18 protein-coding genes are annotated in these 18,517 nt (G+C 63.9%); 8 read left to right on the top strand and 10 right to left on the bottom strand.

Going from position 1 to position 18,517, the window contains the following annotated elements; all coding sequences use genetic code 11:
• Window positions 1-55: 55 nt before the first annotated feature.
• The 10 genes from BSY17_RS07855 to hflK all read right to left on the bottom strand — a co-directional run bounded on the left by BSY17_RS07855 (window position 56) and on the right by hflK (window position 11,281).
• Window positions 56-1,399 carry an aminotransferase class V-fold PLP-dependent enzyme gene (locus BSY17_RS07855; RefSeq protein ID WP_069065097.1) on the bottom strand — a complete coding sequence of 448 codons (1,344 nt, stop codon included), beginning with the start codon at window positions 1,397-1,399 and terminating at the stop codon, window positions 56-58.
• A 67-nt stretch (window positions 1,400-1,466) separates the two neighbouring features.
• A complete protein-coding gene (locus BSY17_RS07850) occupies window positions 1,467-2,762 on the bottom strand; it encodes a cell wall hydrolase (RefSeq protein WP_069065096.1) in 1,296 nt (431 codons plus the stop codon).
• 51 nt (window positions 2,763-2,813) lie between these two features.
• On the bottom strand, window positions 2,814-3,743 hold the full coding sequence (gene cysK, locus BSY17_RS07845) for a cysteine synthase A (protein WP_069065095.1): 930 nt from the start codon (window positions 3,741-3,743) through the stop codon (window positions 2,814-2,816).
• Window positions 3,740-5,044: an MFS transporter gene (locus BSY17_RS07840; protein WP_069065094.1), complete on the bottom strand. Its 1,305-nt coding sequence runs from the start codon at window positions 5,042-5,044 to the stop codon at window positions 3,740-3,742. Before BSY17_RS07840 ends, cysK begins: the two co-directional genes overlap by 4 nt.
• A gap of 105 nt (window positions 5,045-5,149) precedes the next feature.
• Complete coding sequence (locus BSY17_RS07835) at window positions 5,150-5,662, bottom strand: hypothetical protein (RefSeq protein ID WP_069065093.1); 513 nt, start codon at window positions 5,660-5,662, stop codon at window positions 5,150-5,152.
• A complete protein-coding gene (locus BSY17_RS07830; protein WP_150125746.1) occupies window positions 5,643-5,936 on the bottom strand; it encodes a hypothetical protein in 294 nt (97 codons plus the stop codon). Before BSY17_RS07830 ends, BSY17_RS07835 begins: the two co-directional genes overlap by 20 nt.
• Before the next feature lie 40 nt (window positions 5,937-5,976).
• Window positions 5,977-7,575, bottom strand: coding sequence for a helicase HerA-like domain-containing protein (locus BSY17_RS07825; protein WP_069065091.1), 1,599 nt, complete (start codon window positions 7,573-7,575; stop codon window positions 5,977-5,979).
• 94 nt (window positions 7,576-7,669) lie between these two features.
• On the bottom strand, window positions 7,670-9,169 hold the full coding sequence (locus BSY17_RS07820) for a Do family serine endopeptidase (protein ID WP_069065090.1): 1,500 nt from the start codon (window positions 9,167-9,169) through the stop codon (window positions 7,670-7,672).
• A 136-nt stretch (window positions 9,170-9,305) separates the two neighbouring features.
• A complete protein-coding gene (gene hflC, locus BSY17_RS07815) occupies window positions 9,306-10,154 on the bottom strand; it encodes a protease modulator HflC (RefSeq protein ID WP_069065089.1) in 849 nt (282 codons plus the stop codon).
• On the bottom strand, window positions 10,154-11,281 hold the full coding sequence (gene hflK, locus BSY17_RS07810; protein ID WP_171899204.1) for an FtsH protease activity modulator HflK: 1,128 nt from the start codon (window positions 11,279-11,281) through the stop codon (window positions 10,154-10,156). Before hflK ends, hflC begins: the two co-directional genes overlap by 1 nt.
• 74 nt (window positions 11,282-11,355) lie before the next feature.
• Between hflK and BSY17_RS07805 the strand changes: the two genes are divergently transcribed.
• The 8 genes from BSY17_RS07805 to BSY17_RS07770 all read left to right on the top strand — a co-directional run bounded on the left by BSY17_RS07805 (window position 11,356) and on the right by BSY17_RS07770 (window position 18,492).
• The gene (locus tag BSY17_RS07805; protein WP_069065087.1) at window positions 11,356-12,321 is read left to right on the top strand and encodes an Mrp/NBP35 family ATP-binding protein; all 966 of its coding nucleotides are present in this window, start codon (window positions 11,356-11,358) and stop codon (window positions 12,319-12,321) included.
• A gap of 193 nt (window positions 12,322-12,514) precedes the next feature.
• A complete protein-coding gene (locus tag BSY17_RS07800; protein ID WP_069065086.1) occupies window positions 12,515-12,949 on the top strand; it encodes a CoA-binding protein in 435 nt (144 codons plus the stop codon).
• A gap of 39 nt (window positions 12,950-12,988) precedes the next feature.
• A complete protein-coding gene (locus tag BSY17_RS07795) occupies window positions 12,989-15,256 on the top strand; it encodes a molybdopterin cofactor-binding domain-containing protein (protein WP_069065085.1) in 2,268 nt (755 codons plus the stop codon).
• On the top strand, window positions 15,253-16,263 hold the full coding sequence (gene hemH / locus BSY17_RS07790; RefSeq protein WP_069065084.1) for a ferrochelatase: 1,011 nt from the start codon (window positions 15,253-15,255) through the stop codon (window positions 16,261-16,263). The genes BSY17_RS07795 and hemH overlap by 4 nt, the downstream gene beginning before the upstream one ends.
• A 19-nt stretch (window positions 16,264-16,282) precedes the next feature.
• Window positions 16,283-17,005 (top strand): acetoacetyl-CoA reductase, encoded by a 723-nt coding sequence (gene phbB, locus BSY17_RS07785; protein ID WP_069065083.1) that lies wholly within the window; start codon window positions 16,283-16,285, stop codon window positions 17,003-17,005.
• A gap of 38 nt (window positions 17,006-17,043) precedes the next feature.
• The gene (locus BSY17_RS07780; protein ID WP_083217081.1) at window positions 17,044-17,334 is read left to right on the top strand and encodes a ribbon-helix-helix domain-containing protein; all 291 of its coding nucleotides are present in this window, start codon (window positions 17,044-17,046) and stop codon (window positions 17,332-17,334) included.
• A 467-nt stretch (window positions 17,335-17,801) separates the two neighbouring features.
• Window positions 17,802-18,011 (top strand): hypothetical protein, encoded by a 210-nt coding sequence (locus BSY17_RS07775; protein WP_069065082.1) that lies wholly within the window; start codon window positions 17,802-17,804, stop codon window positions 18,009-18,011.
• Window positions 18,012-18,087: 76 nt separating this feature from the next.
• Complete coding sequence (locus tag BSY17_RS07770; protein ID WP_069065081.1) at window positions 18,088-18,492, top strand: hypothetical protein; 405 nt, start codon at window positions 18,088-18,090, stop codon at window positions 18,490-18,492.
• Window positions 18,493-18,517 lie beyond the last annotated feature (25 nt).

Genomic DNA, 18,517 nt, shown 5'->3' with positions numbered 1-18,517 from the left:
GACAACCGGATTGCTGCCCATATAGTCTGCTTGTCCGGCTTTGGGAAGGGGGGTGTCAGGCAAACAGCCCGCGCTCCGCCCGGATCGCCGCCACCAGCCGGTCGAGTTCGGCGCTCGTGTTGAACAGGGCCGGGGTCACGCGCAGCACCGGCCCCGATGCCAGCCCCGCTTTCGCCACCACCAGCAGGCCATATTTTTTGAGGAACAGCGCTGCCGCCTTCTTCGCATCGTCCGGCCCGCCCATACCGGGCAAACGGAACGCCGCCACCGCGCCATGCCGCCCCGGCCGTTCGGGCAATAGGATCTGTACGCCCGGCACATCGCGCACCCGGTCGATCCAATAATCGCGCAGCGCCAGCAGGTGGCGATGCTTCGCTGGCAAGCCGATCGCGTCCTGCACCGCGATCGCATAGGGCACCGTCAGTCGCGCCGCGAAATCGACCGTGCCCGTCGGAATCCGCGCGCGAATATCGTCCGCGCCATGGATGCGGTTGCCAAGCCATGGCGAAATGTCCTGCAACCGATCCTTGCGGATATAGATGCCCCCGGTCCCCAACGGCGCGGCCAGCCATTTATGCAGCGAAAAACCGATGAAATCCGCACCCGTATCCGCGACCGTGAAGGGCAGGTGGCCGACCGCCTGCGCACTGTCGAGGATCACATCGACCCCGCGCGCCTTGGCCATGGCGACGATCGCCTTGACCGGCGGCACCAGCCCGTTGCGGTTGGACAGATGCGTGAGCAGCAGCAGCTTGGCGCGCGGCGTATCCTTCAACACCCGCTCATAGGCGGCCAGGATGTTCGCTTCGGTATGCGGTTCGAGCAGGTCGAAGCGGACGATCCGCGCGCCCCGGCTCTGCTCCAGATAGTCGCAGGCAAACTGCATCTCGTCATAATCGACATCGGCATAAATGACCGCGTCGCCCGCCTTGAGCCGCGCATAATTGGCGATCAAAGCGTACAGTGCCTCGGTCCCGCCGCCCGCCAGCGCGATCTCCTCGACCGACGCACCCAGCATCCTCGCCACCGCCGCACGCGACTTGTCCAGTTCGACATCGCGCGGATGACCCGGCGCGCCATTGCGCAGGAACAGCGCATGGTTGTGATTGACCCAGTGGGACCGCGCCGCATAGGCCGTCTGCACCGGCAGGGTCATCGCGCCATAATAGGCCGCATCGAACGTCGCGACATCGCGGTTCACGGTGTACAGCTTCGCCAGCGCAGCCTGCGCCGCGTCGAAATCGGCCATGTCGCCGCTAAAGCGAAACGGCGCTTCCTCAGGCCATTTCACATCCGTAACAATAGCCTGCGCCCGCGCCGTTCCGCCGCCCACAGCCAGCCCCATCGCGCCGCCAACCGCCAACCCGCCGCTGCCCAGAAATGCCCGCCGCGTCACCATAAACTGCCCTCACATCATAATGTAACAGCATATCATAACGAACGAATGTGACCATCCCGCTATGCGTTTAGTTTGTCCGGGTCGCTGTACTGCTCGCTGACCCCAGCGGCGCGATCTTCACCGTCTCGAACCGCTCCTTGCGCCGCACCCCGGCCAGCGCGGCATCGGCCGACGGGGCAGGGGCGGCGGTCGGCACCCGCTGGCGCATACATTCCGCCTTGCTGCTGCGCGGTGTCTGCGCGCAGTTCCACAGCGCCCGCTGCAACCCGCTCGCGCTATTATGGATATAGGCAAAGCTCATTGATTCGAGCTGCGCATCGCTCAGCGGTATCCTGGTCGGGGCAGCACCCGCCCGCCACGCCATGATCCGGCATTCGGGCCGCCCCGCGCAAAAAGTCTTGGCAAGCTCCGGCCATTGGTCGGGCGCGCCACCGCGCGGCAGTTCGACCAGGAAGCTCGTGCCATCCGGTCCCAGCACCGCCAGCCGCACACCCGCGATCGTCCGCCCCAGCATCGCCTCGCCGATCGCCTGCCTGGGCTGGGCGGCCAGCGCACTGGCTGCGATCCCCTCGACGGGCGCAACCGTTCCGTCAGGCAGCCCATCCTCGCCCCCCTGATGCGCCAGCGACAATTTGGCGATCCGCCCGATCAGCGGCTCGCCACCCGCGCTCCCCCGGCGAAAGGCAGGCGGCGTGCCCCACCACCCGCGCCAGCGGAAGAAGAGATGCGTGCCGACCGCCCCGATCTTATCGAGGCTCCCGCTCCAATAGGGGACCACCCAATTGGTATGATAATGGGTCGCATGGCCGACCGGCGCGAACACCTGCCCCGCCAGCGCCGCCCGCGCAATCGCCCGCGCCCGTTCCCATGCCGCCTGCGAGGGCGTGCGCGTCAGTGCGCCATCGCAGGAGAAGGTGAACTGGCACCCGGTCCGCCGTTCCTGCCCCTGAAACACCACGCCGCACACCGTCTTGGGGAAGGCGGGATGGCGCGCGCGGTTCAGCACCACCTGCGCCACCGCCTGCTCGCCAACGGCATCGTCGCCCGCCTCATAGAGTTCCGCCGCCGCCAGGCAATCGACCGCCCGCGCCAGATCCGTCTCGGACCCCGAAAACAGGAAAGGCCGCGCCGGGGGATTGGCAAGCCGCGAAAAGGGAATGGCGGCATTCACCGCCCGCGCCCGGTCGGCATCCAGCGCATAGACCGCCACTGGCTCGACCGGCGGCGGCGGACTGGGCGGCCGCACCGCGCGCCCTTCCACCTCCGCGGCGAAGCGTAACGGACTACTCGTCACGCTCTGCCCACTGTCCCAGCCAGCCACGAGCATGGGCAGGCCGACGAACATCAGCGCCCAGAAGACCATCGCCAAAGGGTGAGGCGTATCGCTCTTCTTCACGAGTGTCGTAACGACCGCTTATTCCGGCAGGAAATCGGGCACCGACAAATAGCGCTCGCCGGTATCATAGTTGAAGCCCAGCACCCGGCTACCAGCGGGCAGATCCGGCAATTTCTGCGCAATCGCTGCCAGTGTCGCCCCCGACGAAATGCCGACCAGCATCCCTTCCTCGCGCGCCGCGCGCCGGGCATAGTCCTTGGCATCGGCCGGATCGACCTGGATCACGCCATCGAGCAACTGGGTGTGCAAATTGGCCGGAATGAAGCCCGCACCAATGCCCTGGATCGGATGCGGTCCCGGCTGGCCGCCACTGATGACATGCGACAGCGTCGGCTCGACCGCATAGATTTTGATGCCCGGCCAGACCGCCTTCAACACCTCGGCCGTGCCGGTGATATGCCCGCCGGTGCCGACCCCGGTGATCAACGCATCAATCGGCGTCTCGGCGAAATCGGCCAATATCTCCTGCGCCGTGGTGCGGGCATGAACCGCGATATTGGCGGGGTTCTCGAACTGCTGCGGCATCCAGCTATTGGGCGTCTGCGCCACCAGCTCCAGCGCGCGCTCGATCGCGCCCTTCATCCCCTTTTCGCGCGGGGTCAGGTCGAAGCTCGCGCCATAGGCCAACATCAGCCGCCGCCGTTCGATCGACATGCTTTCGGGCATGACCAGTACGAGCTTGTAGCCCTTCACCGCCGCGACCATGGCCAGGCCCACGCCGGTATTGCCCGATGTCGGCTCGATGATCGTGCCGCCCGGCTGCAATTCGCCCGACGCCTCGGCCGCTTCGATCATGGCCAGCGCGATCCGGTCCTTGATCGACCCACCGGGGTTGGACCGTTCCGACTTGATCCACACTTCGCTGCCTTCGGGCGCATCGCCAAACAGGCGCGCCATGCGGATATGCGGCGTGTGACCGATGGTTTCGAGTATCGAGGTGACTTTCATGGGGCCTTCTCCTGGCTATGGTCCGCCGCCCTTATGTCGGGTGGGTCGAAGGTGCGTGCAAGGCGCAATTCGGGAAAGAGCCGCGCCCAGAACAGGGTGATGACGATAGCACCAATGCCCCCGCCTATGACAGCGACAACCGGCCCGACCAGCGCGGCGAGAAAACCGGATTCCGCCTCGCCCAGTTCGTTCGATGCCGATATGGTCAGCTGCGACAGGCTCGACACCCGGCCGCGCATCGCATCGGGGGTATGGAGCTGGACCAGCGACTGGCGCACGAACACCGACACCATGTCGGCCGCGCCCAGCACCACCAGCGCGCCAAGCCCGACCTCCATTGCGATGCTACGCGGCAGGAAGGCGGTGCAGCCAAAGACGATGGTGGCAAGGCCGAACACCATGACGGCGGCCAGCATCTTGAGGCCGACCTCGCGCTTCATCGGCCGGATCGAAAACCACAGCGCCACCAGCCCCGCGCCGATGCCGGGCGCAGCGGCCAGATGGCCAAGACCCGTCGACCCGACCTGCAATATGTCGCGGGCATAGACCGGCAGCAGCGCGGTCGCGCCCGCCAGCAGCACGGCGAACAGATCCAGCGTGATCGTCGCCAGCACCAGGCGATTGGTCCGCACATAATGCAGCCCGTCGATCATCTGGCGGATCGGGTGACGGGTCCGGTCGCGCGCTGGCTGCGGCACCGGGCCGATCAGCATCATCGCCCCGAACGCGACGGCATAGAGCAGGGCAGCCAGTGCATAGGCACCCCAGGGCGTCGCCGCATAGGCATAGCCGCCCAGCGCCGGCCCCACGATCGACCCAGCCTGCCACACCACCGCCGATATGGCGATGGCGTTAGGCAGCACGGCAGGCGGCACCAGATTGGGCGCGAGCGCGCCATAGGCCGGGCCATTGAAGGCCCGCGCAATCCCCACGACCACGGCAATGCCAAAGATCAGCGGCAGGCTGACCCAGTCCTCATAGGTGGCAAAGGCCAGCAACCCCGCCGCCAGCGTCAGCGCCGCCAGCGTCGTGCGCGAAATCATCCGCCGGTCATAATGGTCCGCGACCCAGCCCGTGACCGGCGTCAGAAAGAAGAGCGGCAGAAACTGCGCCAGCCCGATCAACCCCAACTGCGCCGCCGCGCCCGACGTGGTCATCGTCTCCCGCGCGATATTATAGGCCTGCCAGCCCAGCACGATCATCATGCCATATTGCGCCAACACGGCGGCGCATCGCCCGACGAGATAGGCCCGGAAATTGGGAAAATGCAGCGGGTGGCGAGGCGGAGAAGGGGCGGTCATGGCCAGCGCTTTAGCCTCTGTCCCGGCAAACGCGCAACCATGGCGCTGGACGAGGAACGCAGCTTTTCTTGGCCACACCATGCCAAGGCTATTGTCGGCTGGACCTTATCGTTTGGGGGGAAACAGGATCAAAAAAAGGAAGGCTTTGCGTTCATCCGGTGCAACCGCGGTAAATTTCTGGATCGCGACGCGCGCGGTTGCGATGACGGCCCGTGCATCGGACTTTCGATAGCGCGGCAGCGGATCATAATCCGCCGAATGACGCTGCTCCTGCAATGTTGGAAAGGCATCAGCGAAATCCGTCAAATCGGCACTGAATCCTCCTGCCGGAATATGCGCACGATATTTGGGCGAAGGCGTTGACTTGACTACTTCCTGGCACACATCCTTCAATTTGCCATGGTCCATGCTCCGAAAAACAAGGGCATATTCTCGCGTGCCACGATGGACGAACCCAACAAATTCGTCGGCAGCGGCAATCAATATTTTATGAAATAAGGCATAATAGGCTGCTGAGATGGCACGTCGCAAATCCACTTGACGGGGTGGTCCGGCAGGTGGCGGTTGCGTTAATCGTTCTGCTTGTTCCAGCAAATGTTCAGGATTCAGGATCGGCATCGTCGGCCAGTTCAGAAGGTGTGGCGTAATTTACCATAGCCGGGCGAGATTCGCCCGTGGCCCGAATTGTCTTCTTTATGGCTATCAACGTATCAAAAAATTGAAGGTCGTTGATCAGGTCTAGAGCGTCATCGTGAAGAATGACTGTCACACGAACAACCTCATCACCGTCATTATCGGTGTCTGGTGCGACCTGAACATCGGCGACACTGCCGTCCAAGATCGAACGCGCTCCCAACTCGGCTGCCGCTTTAATTTCCATCATTGCCGTCATACAAACAACCTAGCGGTTTTTGTGACGCTTGCCAAAGCCTTCATTTGAACAGCCCACCCAATATCCCCCGCATCAATCTACCGGCTATCCCGCTCCCCGATGCCTTGCGTCGGCTGGACCCGAACACGGCCTTGCCCAGTTCGTTCGCCACCTGTCGTCCGACCGAGGATGCTGCCGACCGGGCCGCGGACTGCACTGCCTTGTCGATGGCGGATGGCTTGGCCGCTTCGCGCGCCGCCGCCTCGCGCTGTTTCGCCTCGACCTTGGCCTGCGCGGCGGCGGCCTTGTCGGCCTCCGCCTGGGCCTTGCTGGCCAGCGCGGCGGCGGCCGCAGCCTCGCCCCGTGCCGCCAATATTTCTTCCGCCGACTCCCGATCCACCGCGGCATCATATTTGCCATCGCACGGCGAAATCGATTGGATGATCGCCCGCTCCTTCGCGCTCACCGGGCCAAGCCGCGAGCGGGGCGGGGCGATCAGCGTGCGCTGGACGATGCCGGGCGATCCATCCTCCTGCAGCAACGACACCAGCGCCTCGCCGACCTTCAATTCGGTGATCGCGGTCTCGACATCCAGATCGGGATTGATGCGGAACGTCTCGGCCGCCGCGCGGATCGCGCGCTGGTCGCGCGGGGTGAAAGCGCGCAGCGCATGCTGCACCCGGTTGCCCAACTGCCCCGCCACTTCCTCCGGTATGTCGATCGGGTTCTGGGTTACGAAATAGACGCCCACGCCCTTGGACCGGATCAGCCGCACCACTTGCTCGATCTTGTCGGTCAGCGCCTTGGGCGCATCATCGAACAGCAGATGCGCCTCGTCGAAGAAGAAGACCAGCACCGGCTTGTCCGGGTCGCCGACCTCCGGCAGCGTCTCGAACAATTCGGACAACAGCCACAACAGGAAGGTCGCATAGAGTTTCGGGCTCTGCATCAGCCGGTCAGCGGCCAATATGTTGATATAGCCGCGTCCCTGCTCATCCACCCGCAGCATATCGTTGATGTCGAGCGCAGGCTCGCCGAAGAAATGGTCGCCACCCTGCGCTTCGAGCTGCAGCAATTGCCGCTGGATCGCGCCGACGCTCGCCTTGGTCACATTGCCATAGCGCGCCGACAGCGTCCCGGCATTGTCCGCGCAATAGGCCAACATCGCCTGCAAATCGCCAAGGTCGAGCAGCAGCAAGCCTTCCTCGTCGGCGTAGCGGAAAGCGATCGTCAGCACGCCCTCCTGCGTCTCGTTCAAGCCCATCAACCGCGCGAGCAGCAGCGGCCCCATCTCGCTGACGGTGGTGCGAACGGGATGACCCTGTTCGCCATAAAGATCCCAGAAGATCGCCGGATTGTCGCTATAGCGATAGTCGGTCAGCCCGATCTCGGCCGCCCGCGCCACCAGCTTATCGGCATTTTTGAACGTCGGCGAACCCGCCATGGCAATGCCCGACAGGTCGCCCTTCACGTCGGACAGGAACACCGGGACGCCCAGCGCCGAAAAACTCTCGGCAATGCCCTGCAACGTCACCGTCTTGCCCGTGCCGGTCGCGCCCGCGATCAGCCCATGGCGATTGGCGCGGCGCAGGTTCAGCAACTGGCGCACGCCGCCATCCTTGTCTGGCGCGCCCAGCCCGATGAAAATACCCTCGCTCATGTGCCGCTGCCCCCAAAAAAAACGTCACCCCCACAGCTGCGGGGGTGACGAAAATTAGGCAGAGTTTGGCACCTTCCGCAAGCGCGGAAGCGGCTTACTTGTCGCGCAGGCGCACCGGCAGGAAGATCGGCGGCTGACCGCGACGCAGCACCTGCAGCAGGATCGCGTTGCGGTTCTGACCCGCCACGGCCTTCACCTGCGCATCCAGTTCCGCCTGGCTCGCGACCGGACGATTATTGGCGGTGATGATCACATCGCCTCGACGCAGACCCTTGGTGCCCGCATCGGTCGACGGATCGACGCCAGTGATGACCACGCCGCGCGTATCGGCGGCGATGCCCAGTTGGCGGATGATACCCGGCGTCAAGGGAATCGCCGAGATGCCCAGCGACTGCTGTGCCGCCTGACCCGGATTTTGCTGCTGCTGGCTGAAATCCTCATCCTGCTGCGGCGCGAAGTTGGTCAGTTCGTCCTCGCTCGGACGCTCACCCACCACGGCATTGACCGTCTGACGCTGACCATTGCGGATCAGCACGATCGGCACGCGCGAGCCGATGGGCTGCGACGCGACGATGGAGGAGAGATTCTGTTCGGGGCTGACTTCCTGGCCCGCCACGCTGACAATCACGTCGCCTGCCTTGATCCCGGCCTTCTCGGCGCCCCTGCCCGGCTCGACACCCTGCACGAACTCACCGCGATTCTTGGCGAGGCCAAGCGATTCGGCCAGATCCTCACCCAGCGGGCTGATCTGCACGCCCAGATAACCGCGACGGACAGTCTCGCCCTTGCGCAGCGTTTCCACGATCGGGGCGGCCTGTTCCGACGGAATGGCAAAGCCGATGCCGACATTGCCACCCGACGGCGACAAAATCTGGCTGTTGATGCCGATCACATTGCCGCGCATGTCGAACATCGGGCCACCGGAATTGCCCTGGTTGATCGACGCATCGGTCTGGATGAACTTCTCGTACCCGCCACCGGTATTGCGGTGAACGGCCGAAATGATCCCGGCGGTCACGGTGCCCGACAGGGCGAAGGGATTGCCGATCGCGACGACCCAGTCACCGACCCGCGCCTTGGTGCTGTCGCCGAATTTGACGAAGGGCAGGGGCTTGGGCGAATCGATCTTCAATACGGCGAGATCCGTCGCGGGATCACGACCCACCAGCTTGGCGGTATATTCCGTCTTGTTGGTCAGCGTGACGGTGATCGAATCCACCGATGCGCCTTCGGCTCCCGCCGACACCACATGGTTGTTGGTGACGATATAGCCGTCCGCCGAAATCAGGAAGCCCGACCCCAGCGACTGCGCCTGCCGGGTCTGCGGCTGGCCGCCGCCCTGGCCGAACAACTGGCCAAAGGGCGTGCCCGCGAAGGGATTTTGCACCTGGACCCGCTGCTTGGTCGAAATATTGACCACGGCGGGCTGCAATTTCTCGACCATGTCAGCCAAGCTTGCCGGCGCGCCCTGCGGGGCGGCGGCGGTCAGGCCTTCATTCTGTGCGGTCTGGGCGCCGACATTGGAACTGGTGGTAACGGCAATGGCGGTGCCGCCCAGCAACAGGGCGCCGGTGATGGCATAAGCGTAACGCACTCGTGACGGTCCTCTCATGAACTGCGAAGGAATTGGAAGGCGGGACTTTGACGAAGCCCTAAAATGCGCCGCCTTCCCTTAACCCTCATTGAATGACGCTGGTTCCGTAATGATCGGGTCAGGACTAGGGAGCGGCTCAACGCCGCCCCTGAAACTGCTGCAGGAACTCATTATTGGGCGAAAGGATGATGTTGGTTTCCCCCGCCCGGTCGGGCGAGAAGGTGTAGCGATAGCTCTGCATCGCCCGATAGAAATCATAGAAGGACGGATCTTTGCCATAGCTCGCCGCATAGATGCGCGCGGCATTGGCGTCCGCCTCGGCCCGGATGATCTGCGCCTGCTTGGCCCCCTGCGCCCGGATGGTCAGCGCTTCCTGCTCACGCGCCGTCCGCATACGGGTGAAGGCGCTGTCGAGCGGCGTGCCGTCGGGCAGGTCGGCGCGCTTGATCCGCACATCGACGATTTCAGCGCCATATTGACGCGCGACCCGGTCCAGGCCCGCCTCGATATTCTGCATCACCTGGCCCCGCTCCGGGCTGAGCAATGCCGCAAAGGGCCGCTTGCCCAGTTCGTTGCGCAGCGCCGAACCCAGGATCGGACGCAGAGCCTCCGAAACCCGCTCTTCGCTGCCTGCAGCGATATACATGCGCAGCGGATCGACGATGCGATAACGCGCAAAGGCATCGACCTGCAATCGCAACTGGTCGGTGGAGAGCACCTGCTGGCGCTCCATTTCGACCGACAGCACGCGCTTGTCGATCCACACCACCTGATCCACGAACGGCCAGCGCATGATGATGCCAGCGCCCGTATTGCCGAAGGTTTCATTCTGGCGATAGCGGTTGATGATCGCCTTGGGATCACCAAAACGGACAATCACGCCTTGCTTGGTTTCCGGCACGATCGCGATGGTGCTGCCCAGCAGGATGAGCAGCGCCAGCACGAACAGCGCCAGGGTTACGGGGTTGCGCAGGAATGCGGGCATCACTGACCCTCCGTGCTGGAGACGGCAGGCGCCGCAGGGGCTGCCTGCGCGGCACGCCGCTTGATTTCAGGCAGCGGCAGATAGGGTGTCACATTAGTCCCTTCGACGATGGTCTTGTCGACATTGGCCAACACGCCCTCCATCGTTTCATAATACATGCGGCGGCGGGTCACGTCCGGGGCCAGGCGATATTGTTCATACACTTTGTCGAAGGATGCGGCCTCGCCCTGCGCCTTGGCCGTCACCTGCTGGGCGGCGGCGCGCGCTTCGTTGAGATAGGTCTGCGCGGTCTGCTGCGCGGCCGACACGGCCTTGAACGCATCGTTGACCGCGGCTGGCGGATCGGCCTGCTTGATCGCAATACCCTGGATGCGGATGCCGGAGCGATAACCGTCCAAAATCTCCTGCATCCGCTGCTCGACCTGCTGTTCGATCGCGGTACGACCAGCACCCAGCGCATCGTCCAGGCTGACGCTGGCCAGCACGGCGCGCATCGCGCTCTCGGCAACCTCGCGCACGGCGGCATCGGGGTTGGACAGCTGGAACAGGTACAGTTCGGGATTGCGGATGTTCCAGCGCACCGAATAGGCAAGGTCGATGATATTCTGGTCGCCGGTCAGCACCAGATTTTCATTCTCGGCCGTGGTCGATCCGACGTCGATGGTGCGGATTTCCTCGACATCGACGATCGTCACCGCCGCGAACGGGGCGGGGAGGGTGAGGCTGATACCGGGGGTCAGGGTGCGGCTGTAACTGCCGAGATAGGTGACGACGCCGCGTTCCTGCGGACCCACCCGATGGAAACTGGTCAGCACCAGCCATAGGATGACCAGGATGGCGATCCCGATCGGCCATAGCGCCTTGCCATTGGGACGCTGCGGCAGGCCACCAAAGCCGCCACCTTGGCCAAAGCTGTCACGGCCACGCCGCAACATTTCCTCGATCGCGGACGGACCTTTCTGCCCAACCGGACGACCTGGCTGGGTCCAGGGATTGCGCGGGCCGCCATCGCCGCCCGCACCCTTTCCGCCCGAACCGTCATTACTCTCCGGCCCGTCGCTTTTGCCGCCCCAGGGGCCTTGCGCCATGCTCACGATGCCGGGCATCCACCCGAATAATCTTTTCATGTCACCTTCTATAGGAAGGCTGGCCCGCGAAAAACAGTGCCCTTAGGAGCGATTATTTCCTACAGGGCGTCGTCATGACCGATATTGCCGATTTTACCGCCCGCCTGACCGCTCTGACCGATGGACGTGCCAGCACGCCGCGCATCAAGGACGGGGTGATGACGATCGCCCTGGATGTCGGCGGCCTGTCGCCCGACCGGCGCGATGGCCTTGTTGCCGCAATCCGCGAAGGCGGATTGACCGTGCCGGGCGTCACCGATGTCCGCATCGCCCAGACGGCGGAACGCAAGTCGTTGCGCATCATCGCCGTGGCGTCGGGCAAGGGCGGCGTCGGCAAATCCACGCTATCCGCCAACCTCGCCGTCGCGCTACATCGCCTCGGCCACCGGGTCGGATTGGTCGATGCCGACATCTATGGCCCGTCGCAGGCGCGACTGATGGGCAGCGAAGATCAGAAACCCCAGGCCCGCGACAAGAAGATGATCCCGGTCACCGGCACGCTCGGCATTCCGATGCTGTCGATGGCGCATCTGGTCGAACCCGGCAAGGCGCTGGCGTGGCGCGGGCCGATGGTCGGCAACGCCCTGTCGCAACTGATCGACGCCGATTGGGGCGAGACCGACCTGCTGGTGGTCGACATGCCGCCGGGCACCGGCGACATTCAACTGACGATGGTACAGAAACATAAGCCGGTCGGCGCGGTGATCGTCTCGACGCCGCAGGATCTGGCGCTGATCGACGCGACCCGCGCGGTCAGCCTGTTCACGCAGGCTGGCGTGCCGATGATCGGCCTTGTCGAGAATATGGCGGGCTATGCCTGCCCGCATTGTGGCGAAATTTCCGATCCGTTCGGCACTGGCGGCGCAGAGGCGGCGGCAGGCGACATGGGAATGCCCTTCCTCGGTCGCATCCCGCTCGCCATCGATATCCGCTGCCAGTCCGACGCGGGTGCCCCCCCGGCAGCGGGCGAGGGCGTCCACGCCGACGCCTTCCGGGCCATCGCGCAGAAGGTGGCGGCGTGGCTCGATGGTGCGGTTTGACTGTCCTTTGACTGTCCTACAGCGGGGCAACAGGCTATGATCGGACGTCCGCGCACCGTGACTTTGCGATAGGATCAGGGACGCGCAAGAATATGTCGAAATCAGCGGGAAATGTGCGAAGTTAAGCGATCCGTCTCCATCATCGGGAACGTCCCGGTCCTTGGCTCGTCCTAGCTGCATAAGGAGAATTTCCATGCCGCTGACCGCCCCGCAGGACATCGCCACCCTGCTCACCGAAACCCGCACCATAGCGCTGGTCGGCATCTCCGATCGCCCGGAACGGGCCAGCTATCGCGTCATGGCCGTCCTTCAGGACCATGGCTATCGCGTCCTGCCGGTCAATCCACAGATTGCGGGCGAACATGTCCATGGCGAATTTGTCTGGGGCCGCCTGTCCGACATCGGCGAACCGATCGACATGGTGGATATCTTCCGGCGGAGCGAAGCGGCCGGTGAGGCCGTAGACGATGCCATTGCCGCTGGCGCTAAGGCGGTCTGGATGCAACTCGGCGTCATCGATGAAGCCGCCGCCGCTCGCGCCGAAGCGGCGGGCCTCAAGGTGGTGATGGACCGCTGTCCTGCAATCGAAATACCCCGTCTGGGCATCGCGCCGGTCAGCGCCGATTAACGCTTTCCACCCGGCCATCGCGCCCCTATCAGTCGGGCCATGGCTCGCCCCCCGCGCACAATATCGGACAGCCGCAAGGGCATCGACCGGCGCACCCTACTGGTCGGCGGCGGTGCGGCGGCGGGGTTGCTCATCGCTTGGGGCGTTTGGCCGCGTAGCTACCAACCCAACCTCAACGCCGGTCCCGGCGAAACGATCGTCAACGCCTTCCTCAAGATCGACCGGTCGGGGCAGGTGATCGTCATCGTGCCGCAAACCGAAACGGGGCAGGGAGTGACCACGGTCCTGCCGCAGATATTGGCCGATGAACTCGGCGCAGACTGGCGCACGGTCGCGGTGCAAAGCGCACCGATCAGTCCGCTCTACGCCAACACGCTGCTGGCGCGCGAATGGCTGGCGAGCGACTGGACGCGCTTGCTGGGCGATGCGGGCGATTGGGCGATCGGCCAATATGCGACGCGCAGCGGCCTGATGCTGACGGGCGGCGGCACGTCGATTCCAATGTTCCATGACGCCTATCGCGATGCCGGTGCGGCGGCGCGCGTCCTGTTGTGCAAGGCCGCGGCGGCGCGCTGGTCAGTGCCGTGGGAAAGCTGCGATATCATAGATGGCCTGGTCACCGACGGGAGCGAACGGCGGCTGAAGATCGGCGAACTGGTTGAGGAAGCGGCGCAGTTCGACCTCCCCGCCATCCTGCCCTTGCGGCAGGGGCAGGATGGGCGGCTGGCGGGGCAGGACGTCGCCCGGCTCGACACCTCCTCGAAGATCGACGGCAGCCATAATTTCGCCGCCGACATCCGCTTGCCCGACATGGTCCATGCCTCGATCCGGCAAGGGCCGATCGGCGACGCGATCCTCGCCGGGCTGGACGAGCGATCGGCAAGCAATGTCACGGGCTTCCTCAAACTGGTCCGCACCGAACGCTGGGTCGCCGCGGTAGCGACCAACTGGTGGGCGGCGAACAAGGCGCTGGACCTCGCCGATCCTGTCTTCACCCTACGCGGGAAGCCGGTGGATAGCGCGTCGATTGACGCGGCGCTGGAAGCGGCCTTTTCCGGCTCCGCGGGCCGACGCCTCTATGCACAGGGCGACCTGCTGCCGGTGTTCGAAGGCGCGACGATATTGGCCAGCGAATATCGGGTCGAGGCTGGGCTGCACCTCGCGCTCGAACCGCTCTGTGCCACGGCGCGGGTCGGGCAGGAGGGCGCGGAAGTGTGGATGGCGACGCAGGCACCGGGCTTGGCGCGTGCCGCCATTGCCGATGCTTTGGGCTTGTCCGAAACCGCTGTCACCCTCTATCCGCTGCACGCGGGCGGTTCCTTCGGGCGCAAGATGGACTGGGATGTCGGCGTGCAGGCCGCCTTGATTGCGCGCGATGTGGGCCGCCCGGTGCAACTGCTCTGGTCGCGGCTGGAAGATGTGGTACAGGACCGGCCCAGCGCGCCCGCGCAAGCGCGCATGGCCGCGAAGATCGGACGAAACGGCGCGATTGAGGGCTGGCTGGCGAAAGTCGCGGCCCCCTGCGCCATGACCCAGACCTGGGCGCGGATCGCCGATGGCGCGCTGCCCCATGCGGCGGCAGCGCAGACGGCGGATAAGGCATCCCGCCTGGCGGTGGCGGGCATGGCACCGCCCTATGCGATCCCCAACTGGGCGGTGGATCATTATCCCGCCGATGTCGGCCTGGCGCTGGGTTTCACGCGGAGCAATGCGCATTTGCATGGCGCTTTCTTCACCGAAAGTTTCGTCGATGAACTGGCGCATCTGGCGGGGATGGAGGCGATGTCCTTCCGTATCCAGATGCTGGGCGGCAATCCGCGCCTCGCCCATTGCCTGTCCACTGCAGCGGCGATGGGCGGCTGGCAGGGCGGCATAGCGGGCAGCGGGCAGGGGCTTGCCGCGCACGCTATGCAAGGCGGCTATGCGGCGGTGATGGTCGAAGCATCGATGCGCGGCGACCGGCTGAGCGTCAACCGCATGATCGCGGCGGTCGATGTCGGCGATCAGGTCCATCCCGACATTGCCCGGCAGCAGATCGAAGGAGGTCTCATCTACGGTCTCGCCTTCGCGATGGGGGCGTCCGTGCCCTATGCCCGCGGCCTGCCGACCCGCGCGATCCTGGGCCGAATGAATTTGCCACGTCTCGCCGACATCGGCGAAGTGACGGTCGAACTGATCCGCAGCACCGCATCCCCGGTCGGCGTCAGTGATCTCGCTGCGCCGCTGGTCGCGCCTGCTATCGCCAATGCATTGTACACATGGACAGGTCAGCGTTTGCGCAACCTTCCGCTATTGGCCACGACATGACCCTGCCCCCCAACCATCCCACCATTCCGACCCCCAAAGTCGGCGTCCTCCTCATCAATCTCGGCACGCCCGATGCGCCCGACGCCGGATCGGTGCGCCGCTATCTCGGCGAATTCCTGTCCGACCGCCGCGTGGTCGAACTGCCGCCGATCCTGTGGCAGCCGATTTTGCGCGGCATCATCCTGACCACCCGGCCTAAGAAATCGGCTCATGCCTATCAACAGGTGTGGACCGATCAGGGATCGCCGCTCGCCTTCCATACCCGCGACACGGCACTGGCGCTTGCCGAAGCGATGGGGCCGACGGTCACGGTCGACTGGGCCATGCGCTATGGCAATCCGTCGATCGCCTCGCGTCTGTCCGCAATGAAGAAGGCGGGTTGCGACCGTATCCTGCTCGCGCCGCTCTATCCGCAATATAGCGGGGCGACCACGGCGACGGCCAATGACGCGGCCTTCGCGGCGCTCAAAGCGATGCGCTGGCAACCCGCCATCCGTACCCTGCCGCCCTATCATGACGACCCGGCCTATATCGCCGCGCTCAAGACCGCGATCGATGCGCATGTCGCGGCGCTCGAATTCGCACCGGACGCTATTCTCGCCAGTTTCCATGGCATGCCCGAACGCACCTTGCATCTGGGGGATCCCTATCATTGCCAGTCGGTCAAGACCGTCCGCCTGCTGCGCGAAGCACTGACGCTGCCGGTCCATATGAGCTTCCAGTCGCGCTTTGGCCGGGCGAAATGGCTGGAGCCGGAGACCGAAGCAACGCTTGCCGGATTGGTACGCGATGGTGTCCGTAATATTGCTGTCGTAACACCCGGATTTTCCGCCGACTGCCTTGAAACATTGGAAGAAATAGCGTTGCGGGCAAAAGAGGCCTTTTTGTCTGCTGGCGGCGAAAAATTTGCCTATTTACCCTGTCTAAATGCGTCGCCCGACGCTATCACTTTGTACCAGAGGCTGATCGGCCGCGAGCTTTCGGGCTGGATCGACCAGCCCGCTTAGGTAAGAAGAGGATGCGCATATGGCGAGAGTAGCGATCGTGACCGGCGGTACGCGGGGCATTGGCGAGGCGATCAGCCTGGCGTTGCGGGACATGGGCTATACCGTTGCGGCCAATTATGGCGGCAATGACGAAAAGGCGAAGGCCTTTACCGAGCGCACCGGCATCGCTGCCTTCAAATGGGATGTGGGCGATCATCAGGCCTGCCTCGATGGCTGCGCTGCCGTCGCCGAACAACTCGGCCCGATCGACATCGTCGTCAACAATGCGGGCATCACCCGCGACGGCGTGCTGGCCAAGATGAGCTTCGACGACTGGAACGAAGTCATGCGCATTAACCTGGGCGGTTGCTTCAACATGGCCAAGGCGACCTTTGGCGGCATGCGCGAGCGCGGGTGGGGCCGGATCGTCAATATCGGGTCGATCAACGGGCAAGCGGGCCAATATGGCCAGGTCAACTATGCCGCCGCCAAGTCGGGCATTCATGGCTTTACCAAGGCGCTGGCGCAGGAAGGCGCCAAGGCGGGCGTCACCGTCAATGCCATCGCGCCGGGTTATATCGACACCGACATGGTCGCCGCCGTGCCCCCCGCCGTGCTGGAAAAGATCGTCGCCAAGATCCCGGTCGGTCGCCTGGGCCAAGCGAGCGAAATTGCGCGCGGCGTCGCCTTCCTGTGCAGCGAGGATGCGGGCTTCGTGACCGGCACGACCTTGTCGCTCAACGGTGGGCAGCACATGTATTGATAGACCAGGGCGACCCTGTTGATGGCCCGGAAGGGCCAATGGGGTCGCCCTTTGCCCCTCCGGTCAAACGGAGCGTGACGATCGCCGGGCACCAGACCGCGATCAGTCTGGAACCTATTTTCTGGGATGCGCTGCGAGACGCGGCGAAGCGGGCGGACCTGCCCATCAACGCCCTCATTGCGCAGATCGACGTGATGCGGATGAAGGCCGCCGATCCGCCCAATCTCGCCAGTGCGATACGCTGCTGGATTTTCGCCGCCGCCCTGCAACAGCGAAGCGATGCGGCCAGCGAAGCGGACACTGGTCCGGGGTGCGCCGACGGCGTGTGAGGGTGGCCTCTGCCTGATCGCGGTGGGAACGCGTGGGGCGACCGGTTGACGGGATTCGGCGCGGCGTTGAGTCCGGTCGGTATGGGCTTTCAGGCATACAAGACGCGCCATGAGGGTCACATCGCGAAGTTCACACCGTCGTCGGGCCATTGCACAGCGATTTGCGCCAATCGTACCGCTGAAGCGGTCGCGACGTGCCGCCTGCATATCATCGACGCGACAGTGACGCGACACACACGCGTCCCCTACGCGCCGGTGACGCGGCTTGGTTTGGAGCGGTGCGCGGAGAGGGCAGGAAAGGGCCGAGGGCGTCATCCGTCAGGATAGACCAAAGAAAATCCTACATTGGAAGGGGCGAGATTTGGGCTGACGAAGGAGGAATGGCAAGGAACGACCATTTTTTGCCGGTCGGTCGACCTCGCACGGGTCGCCATAGCGTACATCGTAAATCATGCTAGATAGCAATCATGAAGCGTTTGTTAGATGCCCTGTTCAGCGTCACCCACATCACGATATTTTTCATCGCGATTTGGGTGGGAATGGCCTTCATGGCGGGTGAGGCATTTGGCCTGCTTCGTCCCGACTATCGACGCTTGTTTTTCGTTGTGATCATTGCTTACTGGGCCGGGGTGGCGCTTGAACTTGGTTTTCTTGGTCACCGCAGAACGAGGCGCTAACGACCATTTTTGGTCATTCAATCCGTCTGGACGTGAACTCGATTGCAGACGCTGGCAACGGCTTTAGAACGCAGTCATGGCTATTTACGAACCGATCGATCCGGGTGTGCCGATAAAGGCAAGTGTGAGCGACCTAATTGCCTTTCGTTGGGATACGAACAGCGTCGAAGCGGACTTCATGATTCCAGGAGACGATACTCACCTGATAAGCGTTCGCTTCAATAGCCAATGCATCGTTCGGATATTAGATGAGATGCCATTAAGCACCGAGGATAATGGCGGTGCCAACATCGGGTTGGTTTCGGACCATTTTGCGTATCGAGTGCGAAACGCAGTTTTCGAGCGCACGCAGTCCGTTGCGTGGAAAGAAACTAATGGCGACCCAATCCACTACCAATTCGTCACTGGATGGGCTTGCATGGACGTCTTATCAAATGCCGAACCGTCATTTACCGTGGTCATGCGCCCAAAAGCAGACTGACTGCTCACCACCCCTTACCGTCACC

The sequence above is a fragment of the Sphingobium sp. RAC03 genome, from assembly GCF_001713415.1.
Classification (GTDB): domain Bacteria; phylum Pseudomonadota; class Alphaproteobacteria; order Sphingomonadales; family Sphingomonadaceae; genus Sphingobium.
This window is presented reverse-complemented; position numbering and strand designations above follow the sequence as displayed.

Coding starts and splice junctions, on each gene's coding strand:
- BSY17_RS07825 (WP_069065091.1), bottom strand. CDS start 7,575: ATGAGCGAGGGTATTTTCATCGGGCTGGGCGCGCCAGACAAGGATGGC.
- BSY17_RS07775 (WP_069065082.1), top strand. CDS start 17,802: ATGAAGCGTTTGTTAGATGCCCTGTTCAGCGTCACCCACATCACGATA.
- BSY17_RS07835 (WP_069065093.1), bottom strand. CDS start 5,662: ATGCCGATCCTGAATCCTGAACATTTGCTGGAACAAGCAGAACGATTA.
- BSY17_RS07795 (WP_069065085.1), top strand. CDS start 12,989: ATGGCTCGCCCCCCGCGCACAATATCGGACAGCCGCAAGGGCATCGAC.
- cysK (WP_069065095.1), bottom strand. CDS start 3,743: ATGAAAGTCACCTCGATACTCGAAACCATCGGTCACACGCCGCATATC.
- hflK (WP_171899204.1), bottom strand. CDS start 11,281: ATGAAAAGATTATTCGGGTGGATGCCCGGCATCGTGAGCATGGCGCAA.
- BSY17_RS07850 (WP_069065096.1), bottom strand. CDS start 2,762: ATGGTCTTCTGGGCGCTGATGTTCGTCGGCCTGCCCATGCTCGTGGCT.
- BSY17_RS07805 (WP_069065087.1), top strand. CDS start 11,356: ATGACCGATATTGCCGATTTTACCGCCCGCCTGACCGCTCTGACCGAT.
- BSY17_RS07855 (WP_069065097.1), bottom strand. CDS start 1,399: ATGGTGACGCGGCGGGCATTTCTGGGCAGCGGCGGGTTGGCGGTTGGC.
- hemH (WP_069065084.1), top strand. CDS start 15,253: ATGACCCTGCCCCCCAACCATCCCACCATTCCGACCCCCAAAGTCGGC.
- BSY17_RS07800 (WP_069065086.1), top strand. CDS start 12,515: ATGCCGCTGACCGCCCCGCAGGACATCGCCACCCTGCTCACCGAAACC.
- BSY17_RS07840 (WP_069065094.1), bottom strand. CDS start 5,044: ATGACCGCCCCTTCTCCGCCTCGCCACCCGCTGCATTTTCCCAATTTC.
- BSY17_RS07830 (WP_150125746.1), bottom strand. CDS start 5,936: ATGACGGCAATGATGGAAATTAAAGCGGCAGCCGAGTTGGGAGCGCGT.
- hflC (WP_069065089.1), bottom strand. CDS start 10,154: ATGCCCGCATTCCTGCGCAACCCCGTAACCCTGGCGCTGTTCGTGCTG.
- BSY17_RS07770 (WP_069065081.1), top strand. CDS start 18,088: ATGGCTATTTACGAACCGATCGATCCGGGTGTGCCGATAAAGGCAAGT.
- phbB (WP_069065083.1), top strand. CDS start 16,283: ATGGCGAGAGTAGCGATCGTGACCGGCGGTACGCGGGGCATTGGCGAG.
- BSY17_RS07780 (WP_083217081.1), top strand. CDS start 17,044: ATGGGGTCGCCCTTTGCCCCTCCGGTCAAACGGAGCGTGACGATCGCC.